The sequence below is a fragment of the Serratia sp. SSNIH1 genome (genome assembly GCF_002935055.1).
GTDB classification, from domain to species: Bacteria; Pseudomonadota; Gammaproteobacteria; order Enterobacterales; family Enterobacteriaceae; genus Serratia; species Serratia nevei.
The window spans coordinates 1,523,653-1,540,301 of record NZ_CP026383.1; the positions used below are offsets into that span (position 1 = coordinate 1,523,653).

The 16,649-nt window shown below is 56.6% G+C and carries 16 protein-coding genes; 5 read left to right on the top strand and 11 right to left on the bottom strand.

From position 1 onward, the window contains the following. Positions 1-5: 5 nt before the first annotated feature. Positions 6-269: an exodeoxyribonuclease VII small subunit gene (gene xseB / locus C3F38_RS07300; RefSeq protein WP_047728731.1), complete on the bottom strand. Its 264-nt coding sequence runs from the start codon at positions 267-269 to the stop codon at positions 6-8. A gap of 160 nt (positions 270-429) precedes the next feature. On the opposite strand from xseB, the gene thiI reads away from it, so the two are divergent. The 4 genes from thiI to C3F38_RS07320 all read left to right on the top strand — a co-directional run bounded on the left by thiI (position 430) and on the right by C3F38_RS07320 (position 5,438). Beyond that, complete coding sequence (gene thiI / locus C3F38_RS07305; RefSeq protein ID WP_104456915.1) at positions 430-1,878, top strand: tRNA uracil 4-sulfurtransferase ThiI; 1,449 nt, start codon at positions 430-432, stop codon at positions 1,876-1,878. Positions 1,879-2,314: 436 nt separating this feature from the next. Beyond that, positions 2,315-3,079, top strand: coding sequence for a filamentous hemagglutinin N-terminal domain-containing protein (locus tag C3F38_RS07310; RefSeq protein ID WP_103767400.1), 765 nt, complete (start codon positions 2,315-2,317; stop codon positions 3,077-3,079). Then, on the top strand, positions 3,004-3,777 hold the full coding sequence (locus C3F38_RS07315) for a hypothetical protein (RefSeq protein WP_146054013.1): 774 nt from the start codon (positions 3,004-3,006) through the stop codon (positions 3,775-3,777). Before C3F38_RS07310 ends, C3F38_RS07315 begins: the two co-directional genes overlap by 76 nt. Before the next feature lie 122 nt (positions 3,778-3,899). Beyond that, entirely contained in the window at positions 3,900-5,438 is a 1,539-nt protein-coding gene (locus tag C3F38_RS07320; protein WP_158006781.1) for a ShlB/FhaC/HecB family hemolysin secretion/activation protein, read from the top strand. A gap of 46 nt (positions 5,439-5,484) precedes the next feature. Here C3F38_RS07320 and yajL read toward each other — a convergent pair whose 3' ends face one another. Together yajL and panE are read right to left on the bottom strand one after the other, a co-directional pair. Continuing rightward, positions 5,485-6,087 carry a protein deglycase YajL gene (yajL, locus tag C3F38_RS07325; RefSeq protein ID WP_047728724.1) on the bottom strand — a complete coding sequence of 201 codons (603 nt, stop codon included), beginning with the start codon at positions 6,085-6,087 and terminating at the stop codon, positions 5,485-5,487. Continuing rightward, positions 6,050-6,961 carry a 2-dehydropantoate 2-reductase gene (gene panE / locus C3F38_RS07330; protein ID WP_055316559.1) on the bottom strand — a complete coding sequence of 304 codons (912 nt, stop codon included), beginning with the start codon at positions 6,959-6,961 and terminating at the stop codon, positions 6,050-6,052. Before panE ends, yajL begins: the two co-directional genes overlap by 38 nt. 182 nt (positions 6,962-7,143) lie before the next feature. Between panE and C3F38_RS07335 the strand changes: the two genes are divergently transcribed. Continuing rightward, positions 7,144-7,635 (top strand): YajQ family cyclic di-GMP-binding protein, encoded by a 492-nt coding sequence (locus C3F38_RS07335; protein ID WP_025301759.1) that lies wholly within the window; start codon positions 7,144-7,146, stop codon positions 7,633-7,635. A 34-nt stretch (positions 7,636-7,669) separates the two neighbouring features. On the opposite strand, the gene C3F38_RS07340 is transcribed toward C3F38_RS07335, so the two are convergent. From C3F38_RS07340 to C3F38_RS07375, 8 genes are all read right to left on the bottom strand, one after another. Further along, positions 7,670-9,034: an MFS transporter gene (locus tag C3F38_RS07340; RefSeq protein WP_055312070.1), complete on the bottom strand. Its 1,365-nt coding sequence runs from the start codon at positions 9,032-9,034 to the stop codon at positions 7,670-7,672. Between the two features lie 198 nt (positions 9,035-9,232). Next, complete coding sequence (gene cyoE, locus C3F38_RS07345) at positions 9,233-10,123, bottom strand: heme o synthase (protein WP_015376842.1); 891 nt, start codon at positions 10,121-10,123, stop codon at positions 9,233-9,235. 17 nt (positions 10,124-10,140) lie between these two features. Beyond that, positions 10,141-10,479 (bottom strand): cytochrome o ubiquinol oxidase subunit IV, encoded by a 339-nt coding sequence (locus C3F38_RS07350; RefSeq protein WP_019454195.1) that lies wholly within the window; start codon positions 10,477-10,479, stop codon positions 10,141-10,143. Next, a complete protein-coding gene (locus C3F38_RS07355; RefSeq protein ID WP_019454194.1) occupies positions 10,479-11,093 on the bottom strand; it encodes a cytochrome o ubiquinol oxidase subunit III in 615 nt (204 codons plus the stop codon). Before C3F38_RS07355 ends, C3F38_RS07350 begins: the two co-directional genes overlap by 1 nt. After that, positions 11,083-13,074 carry a cytochrome o ubiquinol oxidase subunit I gene (gene cyoB, locus C3F38_RS07360; RefSeq protein WP_033637313.1) on the bottom strand — a complete coding sequence of 664 codons (1,992 nt, stop codon included), beginning with the start codon at positions 13,072-13,074 and terminating at the stop codon, positions 11,083-11,085. The genes C3F38_RS07355 and cyoB overlap by 11 nt, the downstream gene beginning before the upstream one ends. Positions 13,075-13,077: 3 nt before the next feature. Further along, positions 13,078-14,028: a cytochrome o ubiquinol oxidase subunit II gene (gene cyoA / locus C3F38_RS07365; protein ID WP_025301763.1), complete on the bottom strand. Its 951-nt coding sequence runs from the start codon at positions 14,026-14,028 to the stop codon at positions 13,078-13,080. A 439-nt stretch (positions 14,029-14,467) separates the two neighbouring features. Then, positions 14,468-15,946: a muropeptide MFS transporter AmpG gene (gene ampG, locus C3F38_RS07370; RefSeq protein WP_047728716.1), complete on the bottom strand. Its 1,479-nt coding sequence runs from the start codon at positions 15,944-15,946 to the stop codon at positions 14,468-14,470. Between the two features lie 51 nt (positions 15,947-15,997). Continuing rightward, complete coding sequence (locus C3F38_RS07375) at positions 15,998-16,576, bottom strand: lipoprotein (RefSeq protein WP_025160064.1); 579 nt, start codon at positions 16,574-16,576, stop codon at positions 15,998-16,000. Positions 16,577-16,649 lie beyond the last annotated feature (73 nt).

The following is a 16,649-nucleotide window of genomic DNA, read 5'->3' on the forward strand; positions in this document are numbered from 1 at the left end:
GTCTGTTACTCGGCATCCGGTGTGAAAGGCGCCAGCGCCGCATCGTCGGCGCTGTCGTTAAGAAGTATCTGCACACGCTGTTCCGCCTGTTGCAGTTTCTGCTGGCCCTGACGCGCCAGCTGTACGCCGCGTTCGAACTCGTTCAGCGCGTCTTCCAGCGGCAGTTCGCCCGACTCCAGACGCGTCACGATGCTTTCCAGCTCGCCGAGGGCGTTTTCAAAGCTGGCAGTTTGCTCTGTACTGGCTGATTGTGCTGGTTTTTTCGGCATAATTTTCTTTTTACGTCATCATGTGAACCGTGGCGCCAGAGCCTATCCTAGCGGATCTTGATTAGCAAATCATGGCGCTCATGTGTGGTTTTGTGCGCAGAGCACGGCGATATGGTGATATACTCCGCGCCGTAATTCTTATCTGACAACAAAGACCGCCATGAAGTTTATCATTAAATTGTTCCCGGAAATCACCATCAAGAGCCAATCTGTGCGCTTGCGCTTTATCAAGATTCTCTCGACCAATATTCGCAACGTCCTGAAGCAGTATGATGAAACGCTGGCGGTCGTCCGTCACTGGGATCATATCGAAGTTCGCGCCAAAGATGAAAACCAGCGGCCGATCATTGCCGACGCCCTGACGCGCATTCCCGGTATCCACCATATTCTGGAAGTGGAAGATCGCGCTTATACCGACATCCACCACATCTTCGAGCAGACGCTGGAAGCCTACCGCGCCCAGCTGGAAGGCAAAACCTTCTGCGTGCGCGTCAAGCGCCGCGGCAAGCAGGCGTTCAACTCGCAGGACGTGGAGCGCTACGTCGGCGGCGGCCTGAACCAACACATCGAAAGCGCGTGCGTTAACCTTACCCGCCCGCAGGTCACGGTAAACCTGGAGATCGAAGACGACAAGCTGATGCTGGTCAAACGCCGTCTCGAAGGCATCGGCGGTTACCCGGTCGGCACTCAGGAAGACGTAATGTCGCTGATTTCCGGCGGTTTCGACTCGGGCGTGTCCAGCTACATGCTGATGCACCGCGGCTGCCGCGTGCACTTCTGCTTCTTCAACCTGGGTGGCGCCGCACACGAGATCGGCGTGAAGCAGGTGGCGCACTACCTGTGGAATCGCTTCGCCAGCTCGCATAAGGTGCGCTTCGTCGCCATCGACTTCGAGCCGGTGGTGGGTGAGATCCTGGAGAAGGTCGACGACGGCCAGATGGGCGTGGTGCTCAAGCGCATGATGGTGCGCGCCGCTTCGCAAGTGGCCGAACGCTACGGCGTGCAGGCGCTGGTGACCGGCGAGGCGCTGGGGCAGGTCTCCAGCCAGACGCTGACCAACCTGCGTTTGATCGACAATGCGTCCGATACCCTGATCCTGCGTCCGCTGATCTCGCACGATAAAGAGCACATCATCAAACTGGCGCGCGAAATCGGCACCGAAGACTTCGCCAAAACCATGCCGGAATACTGCGGTGTGATTTCGAAGAGCCCGACGGTGAAAGCGATCAAGGCCAAGATCGAAGAGGAAGAGAGCCACTTCGATTTCAGCATTCTCGACCGGGTGGTGAGCGAAGCGAAGAACGTCGATATTCGCTCTATCGCCGAGCAGGCGCAGGAGCAGGTAACCGAGGTAGAAACCGTCGCGGCCTTCGGCGCCGACGAGGTGATCCTGGATATACGCTCCAACGACGAGCAGGAAGAAAAGCCGCTGCAGCTGGAACAGGTTGAAGTGAAAGCGCTGCCGTTCTACAAGCTGAGCACCCAGTTCGGCGATCTGGATCAGAGCAAAACCTATCTGCTGTATTGCGAGCGCGGCGTGATGAGCCGCCTGCAGGCGCTGTACCTGCTGGAGCAAGGCTTCAGCAACGTGAAGGTTTATCGCCCGTAATTTCTCCGCCGGCGTCGCCAGACGCCGGCTTTTTTCGTACAATTCTTTATTCCCCGATTTAATAACCCTGCTCATTGCATTGTTTTATTAATGATAAAGCCAACTTGAGTTTTGTTTCTATTTAAATATCCTTAATCAATATATTAAATATCTATTGATTTTTTTATTTATTTTTATGGTTATTATTGCTGTCGAATGCTGACAGACCTGTCGGTTTTTATCTGCCAACTCCCTATTGAAATTATGTTTCGGCATTTGATTGCGCATGTTTTTCTCTTACTGTGCAAATTTTATTTTTGCTGAGCATTGGCCATTAATATTTTATGGTTATCAGGGTAACGCACATTGCATAAGGATATATCCCTATGGCCATTAATGTTTTCGACATTAGTCTGAACATCAGTTAATGGTTGACTGGGATTAAGGAGAGCGATTAATGAAAATGAATAAGACGACATTGCTGTTGTCGGCAGCGGCGTTTCTGGTGCCCAGCGCGCCGCTGTTGGCGCAAATAGTACCTCAGACGGGTGGGGCATCAGTTGAGCATATCAATCAGGTGCCGGTGGTGAACATCAATCGTGCAGGTGCGGACGGTGTCTCGCATAACGTTTACACGCAGTTTGATATTGGCGTTCAGGGCGCTATTTTAAATAACAGCCTTTCGGGCGCTAATACGTCATTGGCCGGTGCTGTTGGGGGAAACGCTCAGTTAGAGGGGCGTGCAGCTAAGGTAATTCTGAATGAAGTGAACTCGGCGAATAAAAGTATTTTGAAGGGGATGGTAGAAGTCGCCGGGCAACGCGCCGATGTCGTTATTGCCAATAAATCCGGCATTACCTGTAACGGCTGTGGTTTTATCAACGCCCGTAATGGCGTATTAACTACCGCCGATTTGCAGTTCAAGGACGGCGCTTTTAACAGCTACCGGGTTAATCAAGGAAATATTCGCGTTGAGGGGGACGGGCTGAAGAAAGGCGATGTCGATTATACGGCGATCATTGCGCGTACGGCTGAAATCAGCGCTGCGGTTCATGCGGACGCGCTGTTAGTCTCGGCGGGGAAAAAACGGTTTCAGCGGATTTATCCCGCTTCAATAACGTTGAAGCTTCTAAAGATAAGCCTGAAGTGTTGGTCGACGTCGCCGAGTTGGGCGGCATGTACGCCAACAAAATTAAGCTGGTCGCCAATGAAAACGGCGTAGGTGTCAATAGCGGCAATGTCAATGGGGCTGGTTCCAACACCGGCACTTCGTTGAATAATGTCAGTATCGTCAGTATCCAGAGCGACGCGGGAAGTTATGAACGCGTGCAAATCGGCAACGGTGCCCAAAATGTATCCCGCGCTTCTGTCGGTGTTGCTAACCGCGGGCAGATTCAGGCGAAAAATGGCGGCGTTGACATCAGTACCGACTCGCTGGTCAACCAAGGGAACATCGCTTCACAGGGGCAATTGAACATCAGCGCCACCCGGCTGCAAAATGAAAAGAATGTGAGCGCGCGTTCGGCATCCATCACTGCCACACAGTTGGACAATACCGGCGGCATTCAATCCGCGCAGGCTTTGCAACTCAACGCCACCAGCTTGTTTAACGCTGACAATGGCGTGATCGAAGCCCAAAACGGCGCGGCTATCCAGGGGACGTCCATTACCAACCGCGGACATATCGTTTCCCGCACCTCCTCCGTCAGCTTGTCGGATACCCGCTTCAGCAACTACGGCAGGATTGAAGCGTTTGGCGATATCAGCCATCGCGGCGTCTCTTTCAACAACTCCGGCACGATGCGCTCCACGTCCGGCCTGGTCACCAACAACGGTCGGGACATCAACAAACCCGTGAATAACTGGGGTTGGGGATACGGCGGTTTCGGCTGGCCTTACGGTTGGTCTTATTGGATGTGATAGGCGTTTCCCCCACCCTTGGGTGGGGGAATGAGTGAGAGAGCATGAAAAGGGAATTTTTTATTCTTTGTCTAGCCGTGTTGTTCAGCGGTTTCAGCCGTGCGGATTCTGTACCGGCTCCTGTGAAACAACTCGTCAGCCAAGAAAACCTCATCGGCGATACGCAGCGCAAACTGTTACCGTCTACCCCCTCTGTCTTGTCACCGCTGCCGGAACAAAACGCGCCAACGGATATTTTTGTCAACGAGTCCCCCTGTTGGGTGATCGGCTCTGTCGAAATGGCGATGGCGCCAGCAAGCCTTACTTCTTTCGAACGGTTGGCGCACGCTGCCCGCGGGCGCTGTATGGGGGGGCAAGGGTTGGCGAAATTGCACAAGAAGCTGCAAAATGAGCTGATTGCACAAGGCTATATCACTTCGCGGGTGCAGTTTGACGTGCAAGCGGTACCGGCAGGAATACTGAAGGTTCGCGTGCATTATGGCCGTATCGGCCAGTTGAGAATGCAGGCGGGCAGCAGCACCTATTTTCGCCCCGATACGCTTTTTCCCATTGCTGCCGATGATGTGCTGAATTTACGCCGCATTGAGCAAGGGCTGGAGAATATGGGCGGAATTCCGGGCGTTATCAGCGATATTCGCATTGTTCCCGCCGAGCGACCTGGCGAAAGCGATATCGAGATTTTTCGGCGACAAGATAAATATTGGCGTTTTACCGCCTGGGCGGATGACGCCGGCGTCAGCTCCGCGGGGCGTTATCAGGCAGGCGGCGCGTTATATCTCGATAATCTGACTTCACTGGGCGATATTTTCTATCTGTCGATGGCGCGCAGCATTCTGGCGCCGCCGGGCAAAGGCAATGAAAGCCGCGCCCTGTACTATAGCTTGCCTTGGGGGTACTGGCGCTTCAGCGCGTTGGGCGGCGACAGCCGCTATCACCAGACTTTCGCCGGTAACTTCACCGATTATCGCTATAACGGCCGTTCGCAGTATTGGGGGCTGCAGACTGACTATACGTTGGCGCGCGGGATGAATGAGAAAACGGCGTTGAACGCCCAGTTGTTGCAACGTCATTACCGCTATTACCTCAATGACACGGAGATTGCCTTGCAGAGCGCGCGGTTAACCAGCCTGAAGCTGGGTGTCAGCCACCTGTATTATGGCGCTCATTCGCAGATCGCGTTGACTGCCGACGCCCTTGCCGGTGTCGGGAAGGGGAGTTCACATGCCGAACAACAGCTGCGAGCGGGCGGCAGTATGCTGAAACCCTTCAATGCATTTGGCCATCGCCTGCGTTATCTCGGGGAGTTATCGGGGCAATGGGCGAGCGCCGCACAGCCGATCCAGGATAAGTCGTTTATCGGCGATCGTTCTACGGTGCGTGGGTTTAGCGGCGACAGCAAATTGATCGGCAGCAGCGGAGGGTATCTGCGCAATACGCTGACGTTGGAACGTGACATGCTGCAACCTTATATTGGGTTCGACTATGGGCAGTTGGCCAAACAGCAGGGGGACGGCGGCCGGCTGGCGGGGAGCGTCATTGGCCTGCAGGTGAATCAGGGGCGTTTTGCTGCGGACGTTTTCGCCGGCACGCCGATGGTCAAACCCGGATCGCTGGCGAATGAGCGCCTGGTTTTGGGCTTCTCCAGCCAGCTCAGTTTTTGACGCGTTGCGGGGCGCGGATCAGCGCCCCGCATTTCAACACGTTAACTCAGTTTTCTTCACTGTCGCGATAGTCGTACATCCCCGGGATCAGCACCAGCTGCGCGGCGATCTCCGCCGCTTTGGCCTTGCCGAGCAGCAGGTCTATCAGCTTCAGCGCGAACTCCATCGCGGTGCCCGGCCCCTGGCTGGTGAGCAGGTTGACGCGTGCGTCGTACACCACGCGGCGCTCCATCCATTTATCCGCCGGGATCTGGTCTTTCAGGCCAGGGAAGCCGGTCATGTTGCCGACCGGGAACAGATCGTGGTGCTGCAGCACCAGCGCCGGCGCCGCGCAGATGGCGGCGACGATGTTGCCCTGCAGATGCATCTGCCGCACCTTTTCCACCAGCAGCGGGCTGTCGCGGAAACATTCTGCGCCTTTCAGGCCGCCGGGCAGCACGATGGCGTCGAACGGCTCATCGACGATCGCCACCAGCGGCGCGTCGGCCAGCAGTTTGACGCCGCGCGAACAGACGATAGTCAGCTCGCCGTCGCCGGCAACGCTGGCGGTAGTGACTTTTACGCCCGCCCGCACCAGCAGATCGATGGTGGTGACGGCTTCGGTTTCTTCGCTACCAGGTGCCAGGCAGACCAGCGCCGATACGCTCATATTCATTTTCCTTTCGTTTAATCAGTTCAAACAGCCGCGCATTTTCCGGCAGCGCGAGGCCGTGGCTGCGCGCGCGGCGCAGCAGGTAACCGGTGATGTAGTCGATCTCGGTGTGCCGCTGGTTGCGGATATCCTGCAGCATCGACGAAACGTTGTCGGCGGTGCTGTGTATCACGTCCATCACGTATTGCATCAGACCTTCGCAGGAGGTGTGGTAGCCCTCCATCGCCATCACGCTGGCGACTTCACGACACAGCGTTTCGATCTGTTCCGGGTAGCGCTGCAGATCGCCGTTACGGCAGCCATACAGCGCCGTCAGCGGGTTGATCACGCAGTTGACCGCCAGCTTGCGCCAGTTGGCCGAGGCGATGTTGTTGTGCCAGGCAACGTCGGGCAGCGCCTGATGCAGCACTTCCGCCAAGTGGCTGAGGTGCTGGGCGGCAGGTGAGCTCGGGCCGATGTGGGTGATGCCGGTGGCGACGTGGATAATGGTGCTGCCTTCGTGGCGCGCGGCGTGGGTGGTGGTGCCCTGCAGGATCGGCTGGCCGTTCGGCGGCAGCTCCTCTTGGGTGCCCATGCCGTTGTGCAGCAGCAAAATGGCGCACTGGGGGTTCAACTTCGGCAGTAGCGCGCTGACCGCGCTGGACACCTGCCAGGCTTTCAGCGTCACCAGCAGCAGCTCGCTTTGCGCAAGGTGCTCCGGATCGTTGGTGGGCAAGTTGCGATTAAACGAGACGCCTTCCGGCTCTATCACGTTCACCGCGCAAAAAGGCTGCGGCACTCTTAGCCATCCCTGTACATCGTGGCCCTGCTGATACAGCCGGGAGAGCCACAGTTGTCCGAGCGCGCCGCAACCAAGAATGGTTATTTTCATTCAGTCTCCTTGGAAACACGGGAATACCGCTCAATTACCGTGAATTAACTATAGGCTTTATGGCAGCCCGAAGCGCTATCCCTGCGTGCGTTCAGCAGATTTTGTCTGAGGCGGCAAAGCGGTTATCATGCTCGGCATCAAAATCGCCTAAGCTATTAGGCACTCATTCAGGAGGAAGAAGTATGCCATCTTTCGACATCGTTTCCGAAATTGATATGCAGGAAGTGCGTAACGCCGTTGAGAACGCCACCCGCGATCTCGGCACCCGCTGGGATTTTCGCAACGTGCCGGCCAGCTTTGAGCTAAACGAGAAAGACCAAAGCATCAAGGTTGCCACCGAGTCTGATTTCCAGGTGCAGCAGCTGCTCGACATTCTGCGCGAAAAGCTGAGCAAGCGCAGCATCGACGGCGCTGCGCTGGAGATCCCGGAAGAGTTTACCCACAGCGGTAAAACCTACAGTGTGGAAGCCAAGCTGAAGCAGGGGATTGAAACCTCTGTGGCGAAGAAAATCGTCAAGCTGATCAAAGACAGCAAGCTGAAGGTGCAGGCGCAGATCCAGGGCGAAGAGGTGCGGGTGACCGGTAAGTCACGCGACGATTTGCAGAGCGTGATGGCGCTGGTGCGCGGCGGCGATCTGGGGCAGCCGTTCCAGTTCAAGAATTTCCGCGATTAATCTCTACGGGGCCGGCATTGCCGGCCCTGATTCTTTACAGCGAATTGACCAGCGCTTCCAGCTGACCGCGATTGGTCTGCTTGGTATCCACCTTGACGTAGGCGCTGCGCTCTTCCGGCACTACGATCGCCTCGGCCACGCCGGGCTGCGCCTTCAGGCGGCTTTCCAGCGCCGAATCCTTCACCGCCAGTTCCGACAGCGTAATGCGCAGGCTGCTGACATACGGCGGTTCTTTCATGGTGCTGCTGACCAGGAACCAGAGCGCCGCCAGCACTGCGCCGGCGATAAACACCAGGCCCGCCCCCTGCAAACCGTACAGCCAGCCGCCGAGGCTGCCGCCTATCGCCACGCCGATAAACTGGCTGGTGGAGTAGACCCCCATCGCGGTGCCCTTGTAGCCGGCCGGTGACTCTTTGCTGATCAGCGAAGGCAGAATGGCTTCCATCACGTTGAAGGCCATAAAGAACAGCTGCACGCCGGCGATGATGCCCCACAGGTGCGCGCCGGAGAGCCACAGCAGCACTTCGGCGCAGAACAGCACCGCCACGCAGCCCATAAAGACCTGCTTCATGCGGCGATATTTTTCGGCATAGATGATGAAAGGCACCACGGCGGCGAACGATACCAGCATGGTCACCAGGTAGACGATCCAGTGTTCGCTGGCCGCCAGCCCGGCTTTTTCCATCGCCAGCGGCAGCGCCACGAAGCTCGACATCAGCAGAATGTGCAGACACATGATGCCGAAGTTGAGCTTCAGCAGGCGCGAGTTGTTCAGCACTTTGCGGAAGCTGCCGCGCACGATGCTGGACTCGCGGTTCAGCAGGTGAGTGTCGGCGGAAGGCACTACCGCCAGGGTGATGACAATGCCGGCCAGCGCCAGTACGGCGATCATCCAGAACAGCGCATGCAGTCCGAAGGCGTGGGTGATGATAGGGCCCAATACCATGGCGATGGCGAAGGTGATGCCGAAGCTGACGCCGATAAACGCCATCGCCTTGGTGCGGTTCTGCTCGCGGGTCAGATCGGAGAGCAGCGCCATGACCGCGGCGGCGATCGCGCCGGAGCCTTGCAGCGCGCGGCCGAGGATCACGCCCCAGATCGAATCGGTCGCGGCGGCGATCACGCTGCCGAGGGCAAAGATCAGCAGGCCGCCGACGATCAGCGGCTTGCGGCCGATGCGATCGGACACCAAGCCGAACGGGATTTGAAACACCGCTTGCGCCAGGCCGTAGATGCCGATGGCGATGCCGATCAGCGCTTCGCTGGCGCCGTTGAGCGCCATGCCGTAGGTGGTCAGCACCGGCAGTACCATAAACATGCCGAGCATGCGCAGGGAGAAGACGGTGCCCAATCCCCAGGTGGCGCGGCGCTCCTGTGGGGTCATTGAATTATCGTTCACATCAAACCTCGGTAAAAACCATGCCATCAGACGTTGAAACCGCGCCTGATGGCATGACTTCTGTAAAGCTGCGTCATTTTAGTGTGCAGGGCAGGGGGGGTAAATCGAATGTTGTTTAACAGATATTACAGTTCGGCCGCTTTTCGGCGTGACAAATAAAATGGGCCGCAAAAGCGGCCCATTCACAGATGATTTGGCTTACCAAACGTAGGTCACCAGCGCTTCAGGCGCCGCCGTGGCGCTGAAGTCGATCGACATCATCACGCTCAGCGAGGTGATGGCGACGATGGAGAACACGAACAGTTTACGCGCCCAGACGCTGTCGTTTTCGGTCTTGTAACCGCGCAGCGCCATGCCGAGCCACCATACGCTCACCGCCGCAGCGACGATCAGGTACTTATAGCCGGCATAACCTACCAGGGTCAGCATCAGCGTGGCGATCATAAATGCCAGGATGTAGACCGTGATGTGGTTCTTGGCGACGGAAATGCCTTTCACCACCGGCAGGACCGGAATGTTGGCCGCCTGGTAATCTTTAAAGCGGAAGATAGCGATCGCATAAGAATGCGGCATCTGCCACAGGCTAAAGATAGCCAGCAGGATCAACGCGCCGGCGTCGAACTCGTTGGTCACCGCGCAGTAGCCGATAACCGGCGGCGCAGCGCCCGACAGGCTGCCGATCAGCGTGCCGTAGACCGAGTGGCGTTTCATGTACAGGCTGTAAACGCCGACATAAACCACGAAGCCCATCACCGCCAGCCACATGGCCAGCGGATTGGCCGCGATATACAGCAACGCGAAGCCCGCAATACCCAACACGGTCGCATAAACCAGGGTGACACTCGGCGCGATCAGGCCTTTTACCAGCACCCGATTCTTCGTTCTCTCCATTTTCTTGTCGATGTCGCGGTCGATGTAGTTGTTAAACACACAGCCCGACGCGACCACCAACGAGACACCCACCAGGGTGGCGAGAAACAGGGGATAGTCGATGCTCCCTTTGGAAGCGAGCAGGAATCCCCCAACGACAGAAATTAAATTGCCGAAAATAATTCCTGGTTTAGTGACTTGCAGGTATTGCTTAATCATCACGTGCAGCTCAGCTCTTAATCGACCATCATATTGATGTTGAGGTTGTACATAATCCAGAGTGAACCTACAACAACGATACCGATGATCATAGCGGTGAACAGCAATGCCACCAGGTTCCAGCGCTCTTCCGATGAGGTGTTCATGTGCAGGAAGTAAACCAGGTGAACAATCACCTGGATAACCGCCATACCGACAACAACCGCCAGGATGGTGGAATGAGAGGCAGTGCCGTTCATTACCATCGCAAATGGAATTACCGTCAGGATGATCGACAGGATAAAGCCGACCAGGTATGACTTCACGCTGCCGTGGCTTGCGCCGCCGTGAGAGGTTTCATGGGATGAATGGCTCATTACATAACCCCCAGCAGGTAGACAACGGTAAATACGCAGATCCAGACCACATCCAGGAAGTGCCAGAACAGGCTCAGGCACATCAGGCGGGTTTTGTTGGTTGCGGTCAGGCCGAACTTGCTCACCTGAATCATCATCACGATGATCCAAATCAGGCCGGAAGTTACGTGCAGACCGTGGGTGCCGACCAGCGCGAAGAAGCTGGACAGGAACGCGCTGCGATCCGGACCGAAGCCTTCGGCGATCAGGTGATGGAATTCATAGATTTCCATCGCCACGAAGCCCAGACCAAACAGGAATGTCAGGAACAGCCAGGTGTTTACACCGCCAACTTTACCCTTGTTCATGGCGATCATCGCCATGCCGTAGGTGATGGAGCTGAACAACAGCAGGAAAGTTTCGACCAGGACAAACTTCAGGTCGAAGATGTCTTTGCCTGAGGGACCGCCCGCGGTCCCGTTCACCAGGACTGCATAAGTCGCGAACAAGCTCGCAAACAAAATACAGTCGCTCATCAGGTAGATCCAGAATCCGAAGACTTTGGTCTCACCCGCATCGTGGTGCCCATGCTCTGCATGGGCTGCGTTATGATTGGTCAGAGTTTCAGTTGACATGGTTCACGCCTGCTTTACGGATTTGTTCGTAGTGTTGGTTCTCAATGCGCTCGATTTCATCAACCTGCACATAGTAGTCAACATCGTGATCGAAGCTCTTGCCGATCCAGACAACGATCATACCGATGAAGCCGGCCAGAGCCATCCACCAGATTTCCCAAATCATTGCGAAACCGAAGACCAGGCTGAAGAAGGCGATGATAACGCCGGCGCCGGTGTTCTTAGGCATATGAATCGGTTCGTATTTAGCCGGTTTCTTATACGCTTCACCTTTTTCTTTCATGTCCCAGAATTCATCACGGTCATGAATCTGCGGCACTACGGCAAAGTTATAGAACGGCGGTGGAGACGAAGTTGACCACTCCAGAGTACGAGCACCCCATGGGTCACCGGTCAGATCGCGGTTCTGTTCGCGGTCACGGATACTGACGAAGATTTGGATCAGCTGGCACAGGATGCCGCAGGCGATCAGCGCCGCACCGCCGGCTGCAACCAGCAGCAGAGGGTGGAACTCAGGGTTGATGTTCTGGCTGATACGACGGGTCATGCCCATAAAGCCCAATGCGTACAGCGGCATGAAGGCGGTGAAGAAGCCGATAATCCAGAACCAGAACGCGCGGATGCCCCATTTTTCGTTCAGCGTGAAGCCGAAGGATTTCGGGAACCAGTAGGTCAGGCCCGCGAAGCAACCGAACACCACGCCGCCGATGATGACGTTGTGGAAGTGAGCGATCAGGAACAGGCTGTTGTGCAGCACGAAGTTCGCGCCCGGCACCGCCAGCAGAACGCCGGTCATACCACCCACGGAGAAGGTGATGATGAAGCCAACGGTCCACAGCATCGCGGAGTTGAGCTTGATACGGCCCTGATACATGGTGAACAGCCAGTTGAAGATTTTCACCCCGGTCGGGATGGAAATGATCATGGTGGCGATACCGAAGAAGGCGTTAACGTTCGCGCCGGACCCCATGGTGAAGAAGTGGTGCAGCCAGACGATGAACGACAGAACGGTGATCGCAATGGTTGCCCATACCAGTGAGGTATAGCCGAACAGGCGTTTTCTGGAGAAGGTCGCGGTGACTTCGGAGAACACGCCGAACACCGGCAGAACCAGAATATACACCTCTGGGTGACCCCAGGCCCAAATCAGGTTGATGTACATCATCATGTTGCCGCCCATATCATTGGTGAAGAAATGGGTGCCCAGATAGCGATCCAGGGTCAGCAGCGCGATGGTGACGGTCAGAATTGGGAAAGAAACGATGATCAGGACGTTAGTACACAGGGCCGCCCAGGTGAACACCGGCATCTTCATCATAGGCATGCCAGGGGCACGCATCTTCAGAATGGTGGCGAAGAAGTTCACGCCGGTCAGCAGGGTACCCAGACCGGAAATCTGCAGACTCCAGATCCAGTAATCGACCCCGACGCCAGGACTGTACTCTTTACCCGACAGCGGCGGATACGCCAGCCAACCGGTCTGAGCGAACTCACCGACCCCCAGGGAGATGTTGATCAGCACAACGCCCACCACGAAGAACCAGAAGCTCAGGGAGTTCAGGAACGGGAAGGCGACGTCGCGCGCACCGATTTGCAGCGGCACCACGACGTTCATCAGGCCGACCACGAAAGGCATCGCCATGAAGAAGATCATGATAACGCCGTGCGCGGTGAAGATCTGGTCGTAGTGATGCGGCGGCAGGAACCCGGCTTCGCCGGCGGACGCCAACGCCTGCTGGCTACGCATCATGATGGCGTCGGCGAAGCCGCGCAGCAGCATGACCATCGCCACGATGATGTACATGATACCAATTTTTTTATGGTCGACCGAAGTCAGCCATTCGCTCCACAGCCACTTCCATTTGCCGAAATATGTCAGCAGCGCCAGCACTGCCAGGCCCCCGACAATAATTGCGGCTACGGTGACCATGATGATCGGTTCGTGGTACGGAACCGCATCAAGTGTTAATTTTCCCAACATCAGTTATTCCTCGGCTCCGGCGTGAGCAGCATGTTCACCCATGTCCATACCTTGGCTCATGTCCATGCCTTCGTGCGCGCCAGCGCCCTTGTGCATATCCATGTCACCCATGAATTTGGCAATTGTTTCTTTGAACAAATTCGGTTTGACAGCGGCAAAGTACTCAACCGGGTTGTTTTCACTCGGCTCTGCCAGTTTGTTAAAGTCGTCGGTGGTGTTCAGGTTTTTAGACGATGCCTTCACCTTGGCCACCCACTGATCGAAGTCGCCTTCGGTCGGGGTAACGATCGCGGTGAATTTCATACCGGAGAAGCCTGCGCCGCTGTAGCTGCTGGAGATGCCCTTGTAGGCACCGGCTTCGTTGCCGATCAGGTGCAGTTTGGTCTGCATGCCGGCCATCGCATAAATCTGTCCACCCAACTGCGGGATAAAGAACGAGTTCATTACCGAGTTAGAAGTGATCTTGAATTCGACTGGAACATCTTTCGGGAAAGCCAGCTCATTAACGGTCGCAATGCCTTGTTCCGGGTAGATGAACAGCCATTTCCAGTCGAGCGACACCACTTCGATCGTCATCGGCTTCTTGTCGGTGACAATCGGCTTGAACGGGTCGAGTTCGTGGGTAGTCTTCCAGGTAATGGTGCCAAGGATGGCGATGATAATGATAGGAATGGTCCAGACGACCGCTTCGATCTTGTTGGAGTGGGCCCAGTTCGGACTGTACTTGGCGTCTTTGTTGGAAGCGCGATACTTCCAGGCAAAGGCGAACGCCATGAAGATAACTGGCACCACCACGATCAACATCAACGCGATTGCAGTGATAATCAGTGTCCGTTGCTCAACACCAATTGCTCCTTTGGGATTCATCAAAACCATATCGCAACCACTGAGCAATACAGTGGCTGCGATTAATGACAGCATCCCAATACTTTTATTGTATTTCTTAAGTCTCATCTAACGACCTCAATAACAAAGGCTCAATTGTCGTTTCATGTGTGCGGGCATTTTACGGGAAGGTTGCAGTACTGTAAACATGCTTAAGGGAGTGTCAGCGGCTTGTTGACACTTTCTGTTAAGGGGGTCACAGATGTAACCCTGCGTGACAATTTACCAATGACAACAACGCGTTGGCACGCTGAATCGTGACGAGCAGTCCGTATGTTAAGGAAAACTAAAGGTATGATGAATTTGGCGAAGAAATGCGCGGCGGGGAAATACGCAGAAAAGGTTTATTTAATGTAAAATAATTGTGTCTTAAAAGTGAATTTAATTTTATTTCCGAGTGCGGCAGTCGGATAAAAAAATAATTTCCGCGTCGATTATCTTTTTTTACCAAATAAATATACCTGCGGATCGCTTTTTTTTCGGCCGGCGAAATCGCCGGCCGGTCAGATTATGCCAAACGGGTGCGGCGCAGGGCCAGGTAATCCAGCGCGCTGCCCATCGCGACGCCGAGCAGGCTCAGCGCGGCGCCGACCTGCAGCAGCCGATCGGCCAACTGCGGTGCCTGCGTCCAGTCCAGCGCATTGGCGATCAGTAACAGCAACCACAGGCCCAACAGCGAACAGCCCAGCGTCAGCAGGCGCAGCGCCCAGCGGTAAGATCCGGAAAACTCGGTACGCGGCAGAAAGTCGCCATGTTGCTGGGTGTGTTCCAGCGTTTGGCGGCAGATGCCGAGCAGCAGCAAGCCGGGCAGGGCGGCGGCGATAGAGAACAGGTAGAACAACGGCCAGCCGTGGGCTTCGACGAACCAGCCGGCGATCGGGCCGACATAGACGCGCCCCACGGCGGACAGCGCCGACAGCAGCGCGAACTGGGTGGCGGAGAACGAACGGTTGCACAGCGTCATCAGCAGCGCCACGAAGGCCGCGGTGCCCATGCCGCCGCACAGGTTTTCGAGGAAGATGGCGCTGCCCATGGTGAGCAGGCTCTTGTCGGTCACCGCCAGGATCCAATATCCGAGGTTGGAGACCGCCTGCAGGACGCCGAACAGCATCAGCGCGCGGAACAGGGTGAGACGCTGCATCAGCACGCCGCCGAACAGGGCACCGACGATGGTGGCGAACAGGCCGAGCGTTTTGTTGACCAGCCCGACTTCACCGGCGTCGAACCCCACGCCGCGGATCAGGAACGTGGTGCTCAGGCTGCCGGCGAAGGCGTCGCCCATTTTGTACATCACGATCAGCAGCAGGATCAGCCAGGCGTTGTTGCGGCCGAAGAAATCACGCAGCGGCGCGACGACCGCCTGTTCCATGGTTCGCGGCGCCGGGATGCTTTCATCCGGCTCCGGCGCCATCAGCGTGGCGGCCACGCCGATCAGCATCAACCCGGCCATCAGCCAGTAGGTGGCCTGCCAGCCGAAATAGCGATCCGCCAGCCACAGCGCCAGGCCGCCGGAAACCAGCATCGCCAGCCGGTAGCCCAGCACCGAGATCGCCGCACCCGCCCCGCGCTCTTCGGCTTTCAGCAGGTCGGTTTTATAAGCGTCGAACACGATATCTTGCGAGGCGGAGCAGAACGCCACCAGCACCGCCAACGCCGCCAGCCACCACAGGTGCTGCGCGGGCTGCATGAAGCCCATCGCCACGATCGCCGCCACCAGCAGCAGCTGGCTGATCAGCAGCCAACCGCGCCGCCGCCCGAGAAACGGCGGGGTATAGCGGTCCATGAACGGCGACCAGAGGAATTTGAAGACGTAGGCCTGGCCCACCAGCGAGAAAATGCCGATGGTCTTCAGATCGATGTTTTCGACGGTCATCCAGGCTTGCAGCGTGCCGGAGGTCAATGCCAGCGGCAGACCCGACGCGAAGCCCAGCAGCAGCAGAATGGCGGAGTTACGCTGGGTGAAGATGTTCAGATAGTGTTTCGACATGAGGTCCCTGTCTGCGCCGCCCGATCCGCCGGGCGGCGCAAGGCGCGTCGATTAGCGCGCGTTTTGCTTGATAAAGTCGTTGACGCTGGTGTCCTGCGCCATGTCGGCGATCACGTCGCCCAGCACGGAGTTGACGGCGTCGGTGATCTTCTCGTTGGTGGCCGTGAAGGCGCCCTGCACGTTATACGTCGAGCGGTAATTTTTCACCTGCTTGTTGCCGTTCTTCGCCTGGGCGATGATCGAGATGTCGGCTTTGGTGGTGATGTTGTAGCGCAGGTTACCTTCGGAAACGTCCGCGTACAGGTTATTGACGACGATCTGCAGCGCCACCGGGCCGTCGGCGCCGATCATGTAGCCGCGAGCGCCCATCTGTTTCTCCAGCACTTCCTGCAGCAGGAAACGCAGATCGCGCGATGGCGTCAGCGTGACCAGTTGGCCGTCGCGATTCACCTTGGCCAGCGCCTGATCGGTGCGCTGATCCGCGCCGTTGATGCTGATGGTGATGCCCTGCAGGGTAGGATCCTGCTGCGGCAGAACGATTTTCGGGGTGACGTTCAGGGTGTTGCTGCTGGTCGCGCAGCCGGCCAGCAGCAGGGCGGCCAGCAAAGGAAGACAAAGTTTCTTTAACATGTTTTCTGTCTCATTCTCGATGGATTTAGCAATAATCAGAGCGGGATAGCCGACAACAAATTGCCGACATCAT